Genomic DNA, 17,561 nt, shown 5'->3' with positions numbered 1-17,561 from the left:
GGTTGGTCAGGACCAACTGCCCGCGATCGACTCCGCCGTGGCGTCGATCGCGGCCGGTTCATCCTCGCCGGTCAGCGCGTAGGACATGTCGCCGCGCCGCCAATAGGCCACCGACTGGGCGCCCTCGCGCACCGAATCCGGCCGTTCTGGGGCGTCGGTGCGCCGGTGCATGGCATAGATGGACAGGTCGCGCCCTTCGGGCGTGCGCAGCGCGATCAGCAGCGCGGGCGTGCGTTCACCGGGGAAGAGCTGGACATCGGTCACGCGCCAGTCGGCGGGCAGGCCGGGAATGTCGATATGGGTGCTGGCCAATATCTCGCGCGGGTCGAAGCTGGGCGATTCGATCTGCCCCTGCATCCGGGCGCGGATCATGGCGACGCGGTGGGAGGTTGCGGCATCGACCACATAGGCGGGCGGCCCGTCGCGCACCATGAGCAGGGCAACGAAGCTTGCCGCCAGCAGGCCGAGGCCGCCGCCAGCGCCAATCGCAAAGCGACGATGGCGCGTGGCGGGCGGGCTGATCGCGCTCGCCTGTGCCGCCATGGCTTCGGGCAGGGGCGCGCGGTCCTGCGCCAACAGGCGCAGCCCGGTGCGGGCGCTGAGGTCGCCCATCACCTGCGCGGCGAGGTCGGGCCGGCGCGACAGGCGGGTTTCCACCGCAAAGCGCCGGCCGGGATCGAGCTGGCCGTCGACATAGGCCATCAGTTCGATCTCCGAAGGATCCTCACTCATCCTGTCCTCCCACGATGCGCAGCCGATCGCGCGGCTGCCTGTCCCTGTCCTGTCGCAATGTCGCCCGCGCGCGGGCAAGGCGCGACATCACCGTGCCGACCGCTATGCCCAGAAGGTCGGCGCTTTCCTGATAGCTCAGCCCTTCGACGACGGTCAGGTGCATGACGGCGCGCTGATGGTCGGGCAGGTCGGCAAAGGCGCGGGCGACCTGCATCAGGTCGGCGCGCACCTCCTGTTCGGGATCGGCATGATCGACCTGGATCTGGGCAAAGGCCAGATTGCGGCGTGTTTCCGCAGCCTCGCGCCGCTTGGCCGAGATGAAGACATTGTGGACGATGGCCAGCAGCCAGCGGCGGCGGCTGCGATCGGGCTGGAACTGGTCGCGCCGTTCGATCGCGCGCATCACGGCGTCCTGCACGACATCGTCGGCGACGACATGGTCGCGCGACAGGGCGCGGGCATAGCGGCGCATGGCGCGCAGGTCCGCCTCCATTTCCATGTCCGTCCGCTTGCCCGTCATCCACATCATTCCATTGGGGCGTCCGCCAGTTCGCGATAGACGCGCGCCACCGAATCCAGGACATGGTCCCAGCGATAGTCGCCTGCTGTCGCCTCCGCCGCGCGGCCGAGCCGCCGCCTTAGGCCGGTGTCGCGGACGAGGGAAGCCAGGCCGCGGGCATAGGCGCCAACGTCGCCCGGCGGGACCAGCAGTCCATTGACGCCATTATCGATCAGCGCGGATGCGCTGGGGACGTCGGCCGACAGGACGGCAAGGCCGCTGGCCATCGCCTCCAGATTGACGTTGCCGAATGCTTCTGTGACGCTGGGATTGACCAAGATGTCGGCGCTGGCGACCAGCGCGCCGAGACGTGCCCCTTCGACATGGCCGGCAAAGCTGGCATTGGGCAGATGGCGGGCGAGGGCATCGCGTGCCGGGCCATCGCCCAGGATCAGGGGGCGCAGCGACAGGCCGTTGGCGCGCGCCGCCATGATGGCGTCGGCAAAGATATCGAGTCCCTTTTCCCGGACCAGCCGGCCGAAGAAGAGCGGCACGACATCGTCGGGCGCATAGCCAAGCTGGGCGCGCAGGCTTTCATCTCGCATCGCCGGATGAAAGACGGATCGATCGACGCCCCGGCTCCAGAGGGCAATGCGCTCGGCGCCATGGATTGCGGCGAGGTCCGCGGCAATCGGCGGGGTCGGGGCGAGGATGCGGTCGCAATCGCCATAGAAGCGATCGAGATAGGCCTCGACCTTCGGGCGCAGGAAGCCGAGGCGATAATAAGCAAGATAGGTCTCGAACCGGGTGTGCAGGCTGGCGACGGTCGGCACGGCGTTGCGCCGCGCCCAGTTCAGCGCCTGCCGGCCGAGCAGGTCGGGTGCGGACAGATGCACGATGTCAGGCTGGAACGTCTCCAGATCGGCGCGGGCGGCACGGGTCAGGCCGATCGCGAGCCGATATTCCGGGCGACCGGGGATGCAGAGCGAGCGCACCGATCGGACATCGCCGGCCGAGGCGAAGGCCGGCGTCGGCGCGGTCGGCGAATAGATGCGCACCTCTGCCTTATGCTCGTCCAGCATATGCCGGACCAGGCGGTTGAGTGCCCGGTTCGCGCCATCGCGCACGCAATCATAATTGCCCGAAAACAGCGCGATCTTCAGCGGCCGGGATGATGTCGGCGCCGTGGCGACCGGCAGGGCGGCATGAATATGGGCGCGAAGGGAAGAGAGCGGGGAATGCAGCGTCATGCCCCGCATACGCTTGTCGGATCGCGCCTATTCCATCGATGGGCAATTAAAATTGACGAATGATGCGCAGGCCAGCGGTGGGACGGAAGACATCGCCGCGCGGCCGTTCCGCTCCAAGCCCTGCCTGCATGGCGAAATTGCCGCCCAGTTGCTGGTGCAATTGCGGCATCAGCAGCAGGCCGCCCTCGCTGCCGCCCTGATAATTGATCTCCAGCCCCAAGACCTGCCCTTCGCGGCTGTCATAGAAGGCTGAGTGGTTGAGGATCACGCCATTGCGACCATGGCCGCCCGACAGCGTGACGTCGGCAAGCCCTGCCATCGTCACGCTGCTCCAGCGGTTGTTGTAGCGATGGGCCGCCATATAGGCGAAACTGCTGCGATATTGTTTGGCGCGGCGGTCATAGATGCCGAGATATTGGACGCCATGACCGGTGCGCCCGCCGCCGGTGGTGCCGAAACTCGCCTGCAAACCCAGCTTCAGTTCAGCAAGCCGGCCGTTGACGAAGGGCAGTTCGCCCTCGATCGCGAAGCCGTCGGCAAAGGCATATTCGATTTCCGGCGCCCAATGGACGGCGTCGTCATCGCCCGACAGCGGAACGGTCGCCAGCGTGTTGACCTCCAGTTCGCCGCGCTTGGCGCCCAGCGGCCGCATCATGTCGAAGATCATCGGTTCGGGCACGTCGGGATAGGCGTCGGACGCCAGCGCGACATCGCCCAGAAAGGCGCTCGCCATGGCGGCAAGGCCATGGCGCGAAAGGGATCGAACGGACAAGGAAGGCTGCTCCCGCGATGAGGATGTGAGGATTCACATCCCCGTCTACGCGGGAGCGGAAGCCTTTATTCCCTGAGGGTCAGAGACAGGCTTCGAGGAAAGGCTGATCGAAGCCGAACATGCGGGCCTTGTCGAGCGTATAGGGGCGCAGGCCCATCGAGCGATATTCGCCGATGATCTTACCGCTGTCATCCTCGTCATGATATTCGAACTTGAACAGTTCCTGGGTGACGATGACGTCGCCTTCCATGCCGATCACCTCGGTGACGTTGGTGACGCGGCGCGAACCGTCGCGCAGGCGCTTCACCTGGACGATCAGGTCGACCGAGTCGGCAATCTGCTTGGAAATGGCTTCCTTCGGGATCTTGATGTCGCCCATCAGGATCATGTTCTCCATACGGCCCAGGCATTCGCGCGGGCTGTTGCTGTGCAGCGTACACATGGAGCCGTCATGGCCGGTGTTCATCGCGGCGAGCAGGTCGAAACATTCCGCACCACGAATTTCGCCCAGGATGATGCGGTCCGGGCGCATACGCAGCGCGTTCTTGACGAGATCACCGATGGTGATCGCGCCCTGGCCTTCCAGGTTGGGCGGGCGGGTTTCGAGCGGCAGCCAGTGCGGCTGCTGCAGGCGCAGTTCGGCCGCGTCCTCGATGGTCAGCACGCGCTCGCCCGGATCGATCATCTTCGACAGCGCATTGAGCATCGTCGTCTTGCCCGAACCCGTACCGCCCGAAATGACGATGTTGAAACGGCAGGCACCGGCGATCTTGAGTGCGGTCGCCATCTTCTGGTTCATCGCGCCCCATTGGGCGAGCATGTCGATGGTGATCGGCTTGGCCGAGAATTTACGGATCGAGATGGCCGTGCCCTTGAGGCTGAGCGGCGGCACGATCACGTTGACACGCGAACCGTCGGGCAGGCGGGCGTCGGCCAGCGGCGTGGTCTGGTCGACGCGGCGGCCGACCTTGTTCACGATGCGCTGTGCGATCTGGAACAGATGCTCTTCATCGCGGAACTTGATCGGCGCGATCTGGAGCTTGCCCTTCTTTTCGACATAGGTCTGCTCGGGACCGTTGACCATGATATCGCTGATGTCCGGGTCGGCCAGCAATTCCTCGAGCGGGCCAAGGCCCAGAAGCTCGTCGACCAGCACCTTTTCCAGCGCGAACTGCTCGCGCCGGTTGAGCGTCAGCTTCAGCTCGGCCAGCACTTCCATGATGATCGGCCGGAATTCCTCCGCCAGTTCATCCTTGGTGAGGGTCGCGGCCGCTTCGGGATCGACGCGTTCGAGCAGGCGGGGAAGCACCTGTTCCTTGATCTTGTGAACCGACGCCTCGAACCCTTGCGGACCGGCATCGGCGACATGTTCGGCATTGGCGCGTTCCGACAGGCGCGACATGGCGTCCGCATTGCGCTGCATCTGGCTGGTCGGGGCCGACAACGGATCGAGCGGAATTTCGCCGGGCAGGGCGGCCAGATCGAGCGGCGGGAACTGCTCGCCGCCGCGCGGGGCCTCCTCGCGCGCTGCGCCGCCGCTGTGCATCGGTCGGGCGACGCCGAAACCCGGCTTGATGCCGGCAGGTCCATTTTTCCGTCCAAATGCGCTCATAACTCTCCGCCGGAATTCTGCGATCGGGCCAGCCACCCCAAAATGGGCCGATTCACCATGGCTGGAGAAGGTGAATAAGCTGGAAACTTTGACAAATGGCTAATGCGCCGGCGCCCATTCTGAGGATCGCGGATCGCCGGCAAGGATGGCGTCGTGCCGGATCGGGGCGAAGGGCGGGGCACGGTTACCCGACATTAACCAATCTCGCCGATAGGGATTGCAGGCTTTCAGGATTTCGGTGCCATGCGAACCTTGTCCATCGTCATTCCCGTTTTCAACGAACAGGATGGCATCTCCCTTTTCCTTGATGCGGCGCGGCCTGCAGTGGATGAGGCGCTGTCCCTGATCGGCGCCGACGCGCGCGCCGAATATCTGTTCGTCGATGATGGCAGCGCGGACCGCACCGGTGACGTGCTGGAGATATTGTCGCGGTTCAACCCGGACCTGCGCTATGTCCGGCTGTCGCGCAACTTCGGCAAGGAGGCCGCCCTGGCGGCCGGCATCGACCATGCTGTCGGAGACGCGGTCATCCCGATCGATGTCGATCTGCAGGATCCGCCCGAAGTGATCGTCGACATGGTTCGCCTCTGGCTCGCTGGTGCCCAGGTGGTCAATGCGCGGCGGGCCGATCGATCGAGCGACAGCTGGTTCAAGCGCTGGAGCGCGCGGGGCTTCTATGCGCTGCTCAACCGCCTGTCCGATTATCCCATCCCCGAAAATGTCGGTGATTTCCGCCTGCTTGACCGGCAGGCCGTCGATGTCGTCAAGCAATTGGGGGAACAGGCCCGGTTCAACAAGGGCCTGTTTTCCTGGATCGGCTTCCGGGTCGCGACGGTCGATTATGTCCGGGCGCGGCGGGAAACCGGACGCAGCAAATGGGGACTGGGCAAGCTCTGGTCCCTAGCCGTGGACGGCATCACCGCATCGACCACCATGCCACTGCGCATCTGGTCCTATGTCGGTGGCGCGATCGCGCTCATCGCCTTTGCCTATGCCGGTTTTCTGGTCGTGCATACGCTGGCGACCGGCGTCGACGTGCCCGGCTATGCCTCGATGATGGTTGCCGTCCTGGGCCTTGGCGGGCTCAACCTGCTCAGCCTGGGCATCATGGGCGAATATGTCGGGCGGATCGCCCGCGAGGTGCGGCAGCGGCCACTATATATCGTCGCCGCCGATGCCGGGGCGCGCAACGTCGGGGGCGCCGCGACCCCGACGCTCGATCAACTGGAAAGGGACGAAGAATGGACCGCTCAGCCTATACGAGCATGAATGCTCAGGAGGGCGAACATTAGTGGTTCGTCGCCCGCCGCGCCATCATCGATGGCCTGATCCGCGATCATGTCGCCTTGCCCGATGACGCCCGCATCTTGGAAGCCGGCTGCGGTACCGGCGGCAATCTGGCGCTTCTGGCGCAGCATGGTAGCGTCGATGCGCTTGAATATGATGACGAAGCACGGGCCATCGCGGCCGCGCGGGGCGTCGCCACCGTGGAGGCAGGCGCCTTGCCGGAGAAGGTCGGCTTCGGCGATCGGCGCTATGACCTGATCGCCCTGCTCGACGTGCTGGAGCATGTCGACCAGGATGAAGCGTCGCTCACCGCACTGCGCGACCGGCTTGCGGCAGGCGGGCGACTGCTCGTCACCGTGCCGGCGGTTCCCTGGCTATGGTCCGATCATGACGTGCTGCACCATCACAAGCGCCGCTATACCCATGATGGCCTTGCTGGCGTCGCCGCGGCGGCCGGCTTGCGGGTTGAGGCATCGGGCTATTTCAACAGCCTGTTGTTCCCGCTCGCCGTTGCCCAGCGGATGGCGCATCAGTTGCTTCGGCGGGAAGCACCGCTCGATGCCCGCCCGGCCCCCTGGCTCAATCGCTCGCTGCAACAGGTGTTCGCGGCCGAACGCCACATGCTGGGCCGCATCAATTTCCCGATCGGCCTGTCACTTTACGCGATTCTCTCCGCCTGATCCTGGCTGCCGGAAATTATGCGGACTGAACCATAGTCCGTCCCAGCACCGGGCTGGTTCGCTGGCAGGAACAGGTGTGGGCCTTGCCGGTCGCACCAGGGCGGGCATGGCGGGCAGGGGCGCGAAATAGGATCCCTTGGGGAAGGCGGCAAAGGTCTGATCCCACGCCTTCGATACCGAACAGCGCACTTCGGGCGCAGGCGGATGGACAAGCGCGCGGCGGATTTCGGCCAGCCCCGTCAGGCTGCCGATCAGCAGCATGGCGATCAGCCAGGTGCGCCGTTCGTTCCCATTGCCCAGTTCATCGGCCAGCATCGCTGTCAGGATGGCCAGCGCGGTGATGGATGCCCGCGCCATGAAATCGATCGACCAGCCGATCTGCACGAACGGGATCAGCATCAGCCAGGCGAAGGCCAGCCAGAGCGTGTCTCGGCCAAATCGCGACGGTCGGGCGACCAACAGCAACGGCAGCAGATAGGGCAGGGTCTCGATCCCCTGGAACATCAGCCATTGCAGCGGCGGAATCGGCTGGAACCGCAGTCCCACGTCCGCGCCAGATGCCGCGCCGAGATAGAGAAGGGACGGGACGGCCAACAGGCTGGCCAGAGCCGGGAGCAGCATTTCGGCGATACGCAGCCGGCGCGCCGCCAGGGTACGGATGCCGGCCAGCGCGGCAAAGGGCATCGCGCCCATCAGGCCGAGCGGGGACCATAAGGCCGTCAGCGGCAGCAGCGCGAGATAGGGCGCCAATGGCAATCGCTCGCGGCGCCAGAGCAGATAGCCCATCGCCCCGATCCAGCCGGACATGGCATGTTGCGGAACCCAGAAGGCCAGGGTGATGGTCGAGGAATATTGGAGGCCGATCCAGTCCTCCAGATGGTCGCCCAGCCGGCCGTTGAGGAGCAGGTCGCCGATCGCGTCTAGGCCGCTGAAGCCGAGGAAGACGAGCAGCGCGACCAATCGACCGCGCCGGCCGTCGAACAGTTGCGCGGCAAGCGCGAGAGTCAGGCCCAGCAGCAGGGCATTTTGCGCCAGCAGTGCGATATCGCCCGCGCGCACGCCCAGCGCCTTGTAGAGCAGGGCAGGGGCGAGGAACATGCCGATCGGCGCCCGCAACAGGTCGGGGACAGCCCGTTCGGTATAGACGAAGGGCCAGGGATTGACGGCCATGTCGCGAAGCGCGGCGAGCCGCACCTGCCAGTCGACATTGGCATAGAAGAACCGGCCTTCGCCGCCGAGCATCAGCAGCAGCAGAGAGACCCCCGTGCATAGCAGCAGCGTGCCGATGCTCGGCCCCGATCGGTCGGGCATGGTGCGCAGCATGACGGTGCACAGCCCGCCGATCAGCAGCAGGGCGAGGGGATAGGCCCAGGACGGGGCGACATCCAGGAAGCGCCAGAGCAGCAACTGGTCGAGGCCGAGCCAGGCAAACAGCGCGGCGATCAGCCAGCCGGCCGGAACGGTGTGCGCGAGCAGGCCGCCAGAGCCGGCCGGTGGCGCAGAAACAGCGGTCTTGGCGGCGAGGGCGGTCATCGGCGGGCGGCACTCACAAGAAAAAGGGGCGCGAAGCGCGCCCCTTGGTCCGTTCGTCTGGCATGAATGCGGCAGGTTGGAAAGAGCCTGGCTCCCACATCGGCCTGCGCGCCAGGAAGCCTCAGCCCGCCTTTTCGGCGAGAACCGTCAGGCCCTTTTCATTGACCTCAGCAAAACCGCCCTCGACCGGGATGATTTCCGGTGCGGCGCCAGCCGATGCGAAGATCTGGATCGCGCCGTCGCGCACGGTCGACATGAAGGGCGCGTGGCCCTCCAGCACGCCGAAGTCGCCATCGGTGCCGGGAACGACGACCTGATAGACCTCTTCCGAGCGGACGAGCTTTTCAGGGGTCACGAGTTCGAAATGCAGTGCCATTCTAAAATCTCCCCCCTCCCTTCCAGGGAGGGGCCGGGGGTGGGTGCCATCGCGATGCGATGGCCTGCGCCCTAGCCGAGAGACAGGAAGCGCGCTTCGCTCGCTACCCACCCCTCAATCCCCTCCCTTGGAAGGGAGGGGAGGGTTTGTTGCTTAGGCTGCTTCTGCAGCCAGCTTCTTCGCCTTTTCGATGGCTTCGTCGATGCCGCCGACCATGTAGAAGGCGTTCTCGGGCAGATGGTCATATTCACCATCGACCACGGCCTTGAACGACTTCACCGTGTCTTCGATCTGGACGAACTTGCCCGAGATGCCGGTGAAGACTTCGGCGACGTGGAACGGCTGCGACAGGAACTTCTGGATCTTGCGCGCGCGGGCGACGGTGATCTTGTCCTCTTCCGACAGCTCGTCCATGCCCAGGATCGCGATGATGTCCTGCAGCGACTTGTACTTCTGCAGGATCGACTGGACGGCACGGGCGGTGTCGTAATGTTCCTGGCCGACGACGCGGGGCTCCAGAACGCGGCTGGTCGAGTCCAGCGGATCGACCGCCGGATAGATGCCCAGTTCCGAAATGGCGCGGTTGAGAACGGTGGTGGCGTCAAGATGCGCGAACGAGGTCGCCGGCGCCGGGTCGGTCAAGTCGTCCGCGGGGACGTAGACGGCCTGAACCGAGGTGATCGAGCCCTTGTTGGTCGAGGTGATGCGTTCCTGCAGCTGACCCATGTCGGTCGCCAGGGTCGGCTGATAGCCCACGGCCGAAGGAATACGGCCGAGCAGAGCCGACACTTCCGCGCCCGCCTGGGTGAAGCGGAAGATGTTGTCGACGAAGAACAGCACGTCCTGGTTCTCGACGTCGCGGAAATATTCGGCGATCGTCAGACCCGACAGGGCGACGCGGGCACGGGCGCCCGGCGGTTCGTTCATCTGGCCATAAACCAGGGCCACCTTCGAACCTTCGCTGATCGCGTTGCCGTCGGCATCCTTGGCGATGACGTTGGCGTCGAGGAATTCATGGTACAGATCGTTACCTTCACGGGTGCGTTCACCCACGCCCGCGAAGACCGAGGTGCCGCCATGGCCCTTGGCGATGTTGTTGATCAGTTCCTGGATGAGAACGGTCTTGCCCACGCCGGCGCCGCCGAACAGGCCGATCTTGCCGCCCTTGGCATAGGGGGCCAGAAGGTCGATGACCTTGATGCCGGTGACCAGGATCGAGGCGTCGGTCGACTGGTCGACGAATTCCGGTGCCTTGGCATGGATCGGCGAACGCAGTTCGGTGGCGACCGGGCCGCGCTCGTCGATCGGCTCGCCGACGACGTTCAGGATGCGGCCCAGGGTGGCCGGGCCGACCGGAACCGAGATCTGCGCGCCGGTGTCGGTGACTTCCTGGCCGCGGGTCAGACCGTCGGTCGAGTCCATCGCAATGGTGCGGACGGTGTTCTCACCCAGATGCTGGGCGACTTCCAGCACCAGGCGCTGGCCGTTGTTGCTGGTTTCCAGCGCCGAAAGGATCGCCGGGAGCGCATCGGGGAAGGTCACGTCGACGACGGCGCCGATGACCTGCGAGATGCGGCCTACATTGTTGGTGGTTGCCATGACTATGTCCTTGCCTGCTTGTCCTTAGAGGGCTTCGGCGCCCGAGATGATTTCGACGAGTTCGGTGGTGATCGCGGCCTGGCGGCTGCGGTTATACTGGATCGTCAGCTTGTTGATGAGATCGCCGGCATTGCGGGTCGCATTGTCCATCGCGGTCATCGACGCACCCTGTTCGGACGCGTTGTTTTCCAGCAGTGCCTTGAAGAGCTGCACCGTGACGTTGCGCGGCAGCAGGTCGTCGAGGATCGCTTCCTCGCTCGGCTCATATTCCACTGTGGCGGCGATCGCGTTGCGGTCGGCGTCGGCGGGGATCTTCACCGGGATGATCTGCTGTTCGGTCGGGATCTGCGCGAGCGCCGACTTGAAGCGCGAATAGAAGAGATGGGCGACGTCGAACTTGCCGTCGAGGAACATCTGGCTGAGTTCCTGCGCCACCGCCTGGGCCTGGGCAAAGCCCGGCTCCTTGGCACCGGTGGTGTCGTAATTGGCGACGATCTTGCCCGGATAGGTGCGGTTGATCACCGGACGGCCCTTGCGGCCGATCAGGTAGAACAGCACCTTCTTGCCATCCAGCTCCAGCGCGCGGGCCTTGGCCAGCGCGGCCTTCACGATATTGGCGTTGAACGCGCCGGCAAGGCCGCGATCGCTATTGGCGACGACCAGCAGATGGACTTCGTCCTTGCCGGTGCCGGCGAGCAGCGGCGAAGCGCCTTCGCCCGAGCCACCGGCGATCTTGGTCGCCAGGCTCGCGACGACCGCTTCCAGTCGCTCGCTATAGGGGCGGGCAGCTTCGGCAGCGGCCTGCGCCTTGCGCAGCTTGGCCGCGGCGACCATCTGCTTTGCCTTGGTGATCTTCTGGGTCGACTTCACCGACCCGATGCGCAGCTTCAGTTCCTTGAGGCTAGCCATAGTTCAAATATTCCGAGCAAGGGCCAGACGGCCCGCGAGACCAAAGAAACCGACGCCCATGGCGCCTTCGAACCAGCGCATCGCGCTGCTCTGCCCCACTTTGCGGCCCGCCTTGGTGGCGAGCAGCGCGAGCAGGGCGCACCACAGGAAGCCCAGCCCATAGACGATCGCGATCAGCAGCATGCCCTGCCACGGCGCATCCGGGCCGGTGCCCACGAACTGCGGCAGCGCGGCGAGGAAGAAGATCGCGACCTTGGGGTTCAGCACGGTGCTGACCAGGCCTTGGGCGAAGGGCGATCCGCCGATCCGGACCTTGGGCGTTTCGCTTGCCGGCGCCGGCTTGATCGCGCCGCGCAGCAGGCCAAAGCCCATCCAGGCCAGATAGAGGGCACCGGCGATCTTCACTGCCATGAACAGCCCCGGCACCGCATTCAGCACGCTGAGGAAGCCGAAGCCGCACAACAGCATGTAGAACAGGCCGCCGAGCTGGATGCCGCCGATCGCCGCCATTCCCGCCTTGAAGCCGCGGCGCGCTGCGTGGCCAGCCACCAACATGGTGTCCGGCCCCGGCAGCAGCACCAGACCGATCGACATCACGGTCCAGGCAAGAAGGGAATGGGCGGTCAGCACAGCGTCTTAAGCGAAGGTCTTGCCGAACGAGTCCAGCGCAGCCTTCAGCTTGCCCTTGGCGTCGTCGCCCAGATCCTTGCTGTCGCGGATCGCGGTCAGCACTTCGGGGTGGTCGTGACGCAGATAGGCGAGCATCAGCTCTTCATAACGGGTCACGTCCTTGACCGGGATGCCGTCCAGATAGCCGTTGGTGCCGGCGAAGATCGACGCGGTCTGCTCTTCGAACGGCAGCGGCGAGAACTGGCCCTGCTTCAGCAGTTCGGTCAGGCGCGCGCCGCGGTTCAGCAGCTTCTGGGTCGAGGCGTCGAGGTCCGAACCGAACTGGGCGAAGGCCGCCATTTCGCGATACTGGGCCAGCTCCAGCTTGATCGAGCCCGAAACCTTCTTCATCGCCTTGGTCTGCGCGGCCGAGCCGACGCGCGACACCGACAGGCCGACGTTGATGGCCGGACGGATGCCCTGGTAGAAGAGGTTGGTTTCGAGGAAGATCTGGCCGTCGGTGATCGAGATCACGTTGGTCGGAATATAGGCCGACACGTCGCCTGCCTGGGTCTCGATGATCGGCAGCGCGGTCAGCGAACCATTGCCATTGGCGTCGTTCATCTTCGCAGCGCGTTCCAGCAGGCGGCTGTGGAGATAGAAGACGTCGCCCGGATAGGCTTCGCGGCCCGGAGGACGACGCAGCAGCAGCGACATCTGACGATAGGCGACGGCCTGCTTGGAAAGGTCGTCATACACGATCACGGCGTGCATGCCGTTATCGCGGAAGAATTCGCCCATGGTGACGCCGGTATAGGGCGCCAGATACTGGAGCGGAGCGGGTTCCGAAGCGGTCGCGGCGACGACGATCGAATATTCCATCGCGCCATTTTCTTCGAGCTGCTTGACGATCTGCGCGACGGTCGAGCGCTTCTGGCCGACGGCGACATAGATGCAGTAGAGCTTCTTGCTCTCGTCGTCGCCCGCGTTGATGCCCTTCTGGTTGATGAAGGTATCGATCGCGACGGCGGTCTTGCCGGTCTGGCGGTCACCGATGATCAGTTCGCGCTGGCCACGGCCGACGGGGACGAGGGCGTCAATCGCCTTCAGGCCGGTCTGCACGGGTTCATGCACCGACTTGCGGGGGATGATGCCCGGCGCCTTGACTTCGACGCGCTTGCGCTCGGTATATTCGATCGGGCCCTTGCCATCGATCGGGTTGCCGAGGCCGTCGACGACGCGGCCCAGCAGGCCCTTGCCGACGGGAACGTCGACGATGGTGCCGGTGCGCTTGACGGTGTCGCCTTCCTTGATCTCGGCGTCCGAGCCGAAGATCACGATGCCGACATTGTCGGCTTCGAGGTTGAGTGCCATGCCCTGAACGCCATTGGCGAACTCGACCATTTCGCCCGCCTGGACGTTGTCGAGGCCATGGACGCGGGCGATGCCGTCACCCACGGTCAGAACGGAACCGACTTCGCTGACCTGCGCTTCGGTGCCGAAATTGGCGATCTGGTCCTTGATGACCTTCGAAATTTCTGCGGCGTTGATATCCATGTTCAGCCTTTCATCGCCAGGGCGAGACTATTCAAACGGGTGCGGATGGAGGAATCGATCATCTGGCTGCCGATCTTGACGACCAGCCCACCCAGGATCGCGGGATCGACCTTGGCCTCGACGGCAACGTCGCGGCCGACGCGCGCCTTGAGGCCCTTGGCCAGCGCGGTCAGTTGAGTCTTGGTGAGCGGATGCGCGCTCGTCACTTCGGCGCGGGCCTCGCCCTTGTGATTCGACAGCAGCGTCTCATAGGCGCGGATGACCGCGGGAAGCTGCGAGAGGCGACGGTTCTGGGCGAGCACGCCCAGGAAATTCGTCGTCAGCGGATCGATCGACATGGCGGATGCAACCGCCGCGATCGTCTTACCCGCTGCGTCGCGGCTGAGAACGGGACTGTTGATCAGGCCCTTGAAATCAGACGATTCTGCGATCGCCGCCTTGATTGCCGCGAGGCTCGCTGCGACGGTGTCGAGCGTCTTGCCGTCGCGGGCCAGATCGAACAGCGCCACCGCATAGCGGCCGCTGAGGCTGGCCTGAATACCGCCGGTAGTCTCCACGCGCTTACCGTCCTCCAACTTGATTTGCCGGTCATGCAAAAAGAGGGGGAGCAGTAATAACCGTCCCCTGTTGTCGGGCCGGTTAGCAGTGCCAATATGACTATGCAAGTCATGTGACACGATTCCATCGCATCGACGAAATCAAGCCAATTTGACTGAGTTTTTCGGGAAAACGGACAGGCTAGGGGGCAGGGTCTGCGGGGGCAAGCCGTCCTTTTTGGCAATGATAGACCAGCCGCTCGTTCGGCTGGGGCGGCAGCAGCGCGGCGAGGTCCGACTGGAGCGTCGCGATCCGGGTCAACATCGTGGAATCGCTGCTGCATCCCTTGATCGGGCCATCCTTCAGCAGGGCGCGGGCCTTGTCCATCGTGTCGCCATCGGGCAGCCAGCGCTGCACCCGCAACAGGCCGGTGGCCGGGTCGAATTCGCTGCGGCTGACATAATTGCCCTCGTCGGGCACATGGGCGCGCTGCCAGGTCGTGCCGGTCGCCTGATATTGGGTGTCGCCGTTGACGCAGCCGCCCTCGGCCCAGTTCAGGCCGACATCATTGGGCTGCGACACGGTCAGTCGGCTGCGGTTGAGGTCGATCCGGCAGATATTGTCGCCGGCCCAGGCAAAGGCCTTGTTGCTGACCACGCTCTGGTCCTCGGGCAGCTTCACCCGCTCGTCGATGCTGGCAAAGCTGGGCTTGAAGACGAACAGGCCAAGCGCGCCCATCAGCAGGATGCCGCCACCGGCGATGAACCAGGTGGCACGCTTTTCGCGGCCCTGGCTGTAGAAGAGGCCGCCAGCCCCCAGGCCCAGCACGGCGAGGGCCAGCAGCACGGCGGCGCCCGCCATCGCATTTTCGCGGCCGGAAATGACGTCGCGCTCGGCGGTGTCGCGGGCCTGCTGCAGCGCCTGCTCGCGCTTGTCGGCGGCGGCGCGGTCATTCTGTTCGGTCAGCTGCGATTCGCGCTGGGTGATCGAGGCTTCGGCCGCGTCGGCTTCGGCCATGGTGCGGCAGGCGACGACGGTGTGGAGCGAGGACACGCCGGCCTGGCGCAGGAAGGAGGCGACTTCGCGCCAGGATACGGCAAAGCCGAATTCGGCATCATTGCCGTCCGAGATCGAGCCGAAGCTGTTGACGCCCAGCACCCGGCCGCAATCGTCGACCAGCGGGCCGCCGCTGTTGCCGGCGGCAAGGGGGGCGGTGTGCAGAATGGTGTCGAAGCTCTGGCTGGACCGGCCAGACGAGATGCTGCCGCTGGTCTTCACCGTGCCGAGCGGCTCGACCAGTTGCTTGAGGCTGAGGCCCTGAGCGCGATCGACGGTGCCGGGATAGCCGATGGCGGTGACATGCTGGCCGTCATCGACCGCCCCGGCATAGAAGGTGGCGACCGGCAGGCTGCCTTCCTCCAGCTGGATCAGGGCCAGGTCATTGCCCGGCGAATAGGCGATGATCCGCCCGCCATAGCTTTTCTTGCCCTCCGACGGGATCACGCCGATGACGAGATCCTTCTCCTCGCGCGCCAGTTCGACGACATGGGCGTTGGTCAGCACCTTGTCCGGGGCGATCGCGATGCCGCTGCCATGGCCCACGAAATAGGCGTCCGCGCCATTGGTCGCGACCAGGGCGACGCGCACCACGCTGCGCGCGGCGGCGGTGATATCCTGCTGTTCGGCCCGTGCGGGGCTGAGCAGGACGAGGGACGCGACAAGCGCGGCGATCGGGCGAAGGCGACGGAAAAGGGCGACCATAGGAGGCGCATACATATGCGAAGGCCCGCTTTAGGCAATCGGGAAAAAGCGGATGCGACGGGCCGTGTGCTTTTGACCGCAAGCGACGGGAAGCCTCGCCAAGCCGTCTGGATTACCCCATATCCATGAACCAGATGACACGCCCCGAACCCGTCCCTGCCGCCATGCCCGATGCCGCAGCCTGCTGGACCGCCTTTCTGGCGCGCGATCGCCGACAGGATGGCTGCTTCGTGGGTGCGGTGCTGACCACCGGCATCTATTGCAAGCCCAGCTGCCCGGCCCGGCACCCGAAGCGGGAGAATATGATCTTCCTGCCTGATGGTGCGGCGGCCCGTGCGGCGGGCTTCCGTGCCTGCCTGCGTTGCCGGCCGGATGAGGTGGGGCGCGACCAGCAGGCGGTGGAGGCGGCGATCCGCCTGATCCGCGCGGCCGAAACGCCGCCCCGACTGGAGGAGATGGCCGACCATGTCGGCTATGCGCCGCATCATTTCCATCGCTTGTTCAAGCGGATCACCGGCCTGACCCCGGCCGCCTATGCCCGCGATCTGCGCACCGAGCGGCTGAAGGCGGCACTGGCGACGCCGGGCAGCGTGACGGATGCGATCTATGAGGCGGGCTATAATGCGCCGAGCCGCGCCTATGCCGATGCCGAACGGCATCTGGGCATGACGCCCAGCGCCTGGCGCGAGGGCGGGCGCGGCGTCGATATCCGCCATGTCGTGATCGGGACGAGCCTGGGCGCGCTGCTGGTCGCGGCGACCGAGCGTGGCCTGTGCCGCATCGCCTTTGAGGAAGGGGAGGCGGACCTGCGCCGCCGATACCCCAACGCGACTCTGTTGCCCGCGGACGCCGCGCTGGATCGCTGGGCGGCGGCAGTGGCGGCGCTGGTCGACAATCCGGGCGCCGACGCGGACCTGCCGACCGATGTCGGCGGCACCGCCTTTCAGCAGGCGGTCTGGGCCGCCTTGCGGGCGATCCCGGCGGGCGAGACGCGCAGCTATGGAGAAATCGCCGCGGCGATCGGCCGGCCGGGCGCCGTGCGCGCGGCAGGGACGGCCTGCGGCGACAATGGCCTGGCAATATTGGTGCCGTGTCATCGTGTTTTGCGCAGCGACGGAAGCCTGGGCGGCTATGCCTATGGAGTCGATCGCAAGCGGAGCCTGCTGGAGCGGGAGCGACGTGCGAAGATGACAGCGAAGGCGACAGGTGAATGATCCTTTCTCGATCCGCTTGCGTCACAATATTCTCGTAATTTAACTTTTGATTAACTATAGGCTCGCGCCTTCTTCGATGGGGGCGGGTGGGCTTGCGTAGTCTGTTGTTCTGGCTGTTGCTGATGACACCGACCATGACAGTGGCCTTGCCGCTGGCGCGGCCGGTGGCGATGCCGATTGGCCCCGGCCCCGACCGGATGGCGGCCGGCGTGGCGCGCATGGTCGGATCCATCCTGGAATTTACCCGCTGGCCAACCGCGCGGCCGGTCGTGCGCATGTGCATGGCCGGTGTCGTCGCCCATGGCGACCAGTTGGATGAGATCAGCCTGACGAACGGGGCGCGGATCGCCACGGTGGCGCTGGCCGCCGACGAGGCCGCGCCGGCCGCGCGGTGCGATGCGCTTTATCTCGGAAGCCTGGACGCGGTGGTGCGCCAGCGTTTGATCGCCGCCGTGCGCGGCAATCCGGTGGTGACGATCGCGGAGGATGATCGCGACTGTGCGGGCGGGGCGATGTTCTGCCTGTTGTTTGCGCCGCAGACCCTGTCCTTTCAGCTCAACATCGATGCGGTGTCCCGATCTACGGTGCGGATCGATCCGCGCGTGCTGCGCGTGGCGAAGGGGGGCTATTGACC

At 65.4% G+C, this 17,561-nt stretch carries 17 protein-coding genes; 4 read left to right on the top strand and 13 right to left on the bottom strand.

The features are described 5' to 3' along the window. Positions 1-6: 6 nt before the first annotated feature. From BRX37_RS07285 to BRX37_RS07265, 5 genes are all read right to left on the bottom strand, one after another. Complete coding sequence (locus tag BRX37_RS07285; RefSeq protein WP_125986075.1) at positions 7-732, bottom strand: anti-sigma factor family protein; 726 nt, start codon at positions 730-732, stop codon at positions 7-9. Continuing rightward, on the bottom strand, positions 725-1,261 hold the full coding sequence (locus tag BRX37_RS07280) for a sigma-70 family RNA polymerase sigma factor (RefSeq protein WP_318276632.1): 537 nt from the start codon (positions 1,259-1,261) through the stop codon (positions 725-727). Before BRX37_RS07280 ends, BRX37_RS07285 begins: the two co-directional genes overlap by 8 nt. Further along, on the bottom strand, positions 1,258-2,481 hold the full coding sequence (locus tag BRX37_RS07275) for a glycosyltransferase family 4 protein (protein ID WP_125986074.1): 1,224 nt from the start codon (positions 2,479-2,481) through the stop codon (positions 1,258-1,260). The genes BRX37_RS07280 and BRX37_RS07275 overlap by 4 nt, the downstream gene beginning before the upstream one ends. Positions 2,482-2,527: 46 nt before the next feature. Further along, entirely contained in the window at positions 2,528-3,253 is a 726-nt protein-coding gene (locus tag BRX37_RS07270) for a hypothetical protein (protein WP_318276631.1), read from the bottom strand. Between the two features lie 79 nt (positions 3,254-3,332). Beyond that, complete coding sequence (locus BRX37_RS07265; RefSeq protein WP_004210759.1) at positions 3,333-4,865, bottom strand: TadA family conjugal transfer-associated ATPase; 1,533 nt, start codon at positions 4,863-4,865, stop codon at positions 3,333-3,335. Between the two features lie 243 nt (positions 4,866-5,108). Here BRX37_RS07265 and BRX37_RS07260 point away from each other — a divergent pair, with 243 nt between their 5' ends. Both BRX37_RS07260 and BRX37_RS07255 read left to right on the top strand, forming a co-directional pair. After that, complete coding sequence (locus tag BRX37_RS07260; protein ID WP_069336642.1) at positions 5,109-6,134, top strand: glycosyltransferase family 2 protein; 1,026 nt, start codon at positions 5,109-5,111, stop codon at positions 6,132-6,134. A 77-nt stretch (positions 6,135-6,211) separates the two neighbouring features. Continuing rightward, a complete protein-coding gene (locus BRX37_RS07255) occupies positions 6,212-6,832 on the top strand; it encodes a methyltransferase domain-containing protein (protein WP_318276630.1) in 621 nt (206 codons plus the stop codon). On the opposite strand, the gene BRX37_RS07250 is transcribed toward BRX37_RS07255, so the two are convergent. From BRX37_RS07250 to BRX37_RS07215, 8 genes are all read right to left on the bottom strand, one after another. Further along, entirely contained in the window at positions 6,806-8,365 is a 1,560-nt protein-coding gene (locus BRX37_RS07250) for a hypothetical protein (protein WP_318276629.1), read from the bottom strand. The two genes, BRX37_RS07255 and BRX37_RS07250, sit on opposite strands and share 27 nt — an antisense overlap. 121 nt (positions 8,366-8,486) lie before the next feature. Beyond that, positions 8,487-8,741: an ATP synthase F1 subunit epsilon gene (locus BRX37_RS07245; RefSeq protein ID WP_004210764.1), complete on the bottom strand. Its 255-nt coding sequence runs from the start codon at positions 8,739-8,741 to the stop codon at positions 8,487-8,489. A 153-nt stretch (positions 8,742-8,894) separates the two neighbouring features. Beyond that, entirely contained in the window at positions 8,895-10,340 is a 1,446-nt protein-coding gene (atpD, locus tag BRX37_RS07240; protein ID WP_004210765.1) for a F0F1 ATP synthase subunit beta, read from the bottom strand. A gap of 24 nt (positions 10,341-10,364) precedes the next feature. Next, on the bottom strand, positions 10,365-11,249 hold the full coding sequence (locus BRX37_RS07235; protein WP_004210766.1) for a F0F1 ATP synthase subunit gamma: 885 nt from the start codon (positions 11,247-11,249) through the stop codon (positions 10,365-10,367). Positions 11,250-11,252: 3 nt separating this feature from the next. Continuing rightward, positions 11,253-11,843, bottom strand: a complete 591-nt coding sequence (locus tag BRX37_RS07230; protein ID WP_125986073.1) for a LysE family translocator — start codon at positions 11,841-11,843, stop codon at positions 11,253-11,255. Positions 11,844-11,885: 42 nt separating this feature from the next. Next, the gene (atpA, locus tag BRX37_RS07225; RefSeq protein ID WP_004210768.1) at positions 11,886-13,415 is read right to left on the bottom strand and encodes a F0F1 ATP synthase subunit alpha; all 1,530 of its coding nucleotides are present in this window, start codon (positions 13,413-13,415) and stop codon (positions 11,886-11,888) included. Between the two features lie 2 nt (positions 13,416-13,417). Further along, complete coding sequence (locus BRX37_RS07220) at positions 13,418-13,972, bottom strand: F0F1 ATP synthase subunit delta (protein ID WP_004210769.1); 555 nt, start codon at positions 13,970-13,972, stop codon at positions 13,418-13,420. A gap of 181 nt (positions 13,973-14,153) precedes the next feature. Beyond that, positions 14,154-15,713, bottom strand: coding sequence for a S1C family serine protease (locus BRX37_RS07215; protein ID WP_010338580.1), 1,560 nt, complete (start codon positions 15,711-15,713; stop codon positions 14,154-14,156). A 125-nt stretch (positions 15,714-15,838) separates the two neighbouring features. Between BRX37_RS07215 and ada the strand changes: the two genes are divergently transcribed. Beyond that, positions 15,839-16,927: a bifunctional DNA-binding transcriptional regulator/O6-methylguanine-DNA methyltransferase Ada gene (gene ada, locus BRX37_RS07210; RefSeq protein ID WP_125986072.1), complete on the top strand. Its 1,089-nt coding sequence runs from the start codon at positions 15,839-15,841 to the stop codon at positions 16,925-16,927. Positions 16,928-17,013: 86 nt separating this feature from the next. After that, positions 17,014-17,559: a regulatory sequestration protein YfiR gene (gene yfiR, locus BRX37_RS07205; protein ID WP_234415643.1), complete on the top strand. Its 546-nt coding sequence runs from the start codon at positions 17,014-17,016 to the stop codon at positions 17,557-17,559. The last annotated feature ends 2 nt before the right edge of the window (positions 17,560-17,561 follow it).

Origin of the sequence: Sphingomonas sp. S-NIH.Pt3_0716 (assembly GCF_003950715.1) — a bacterium.
GTDB classification, from domain to species: Bacteria; Pseudomonadota; Alphaproteobacteria; order Sphingomonadales; family Sphingomonadaceae; genus Sphingobium; species Sphingobium yanoikuyae_A.
The sequence above is the reverse complement of the archived record's forward strand: the minus strand, read 5'-3'. Positions and strand labels throughout refer to the sequence as shown.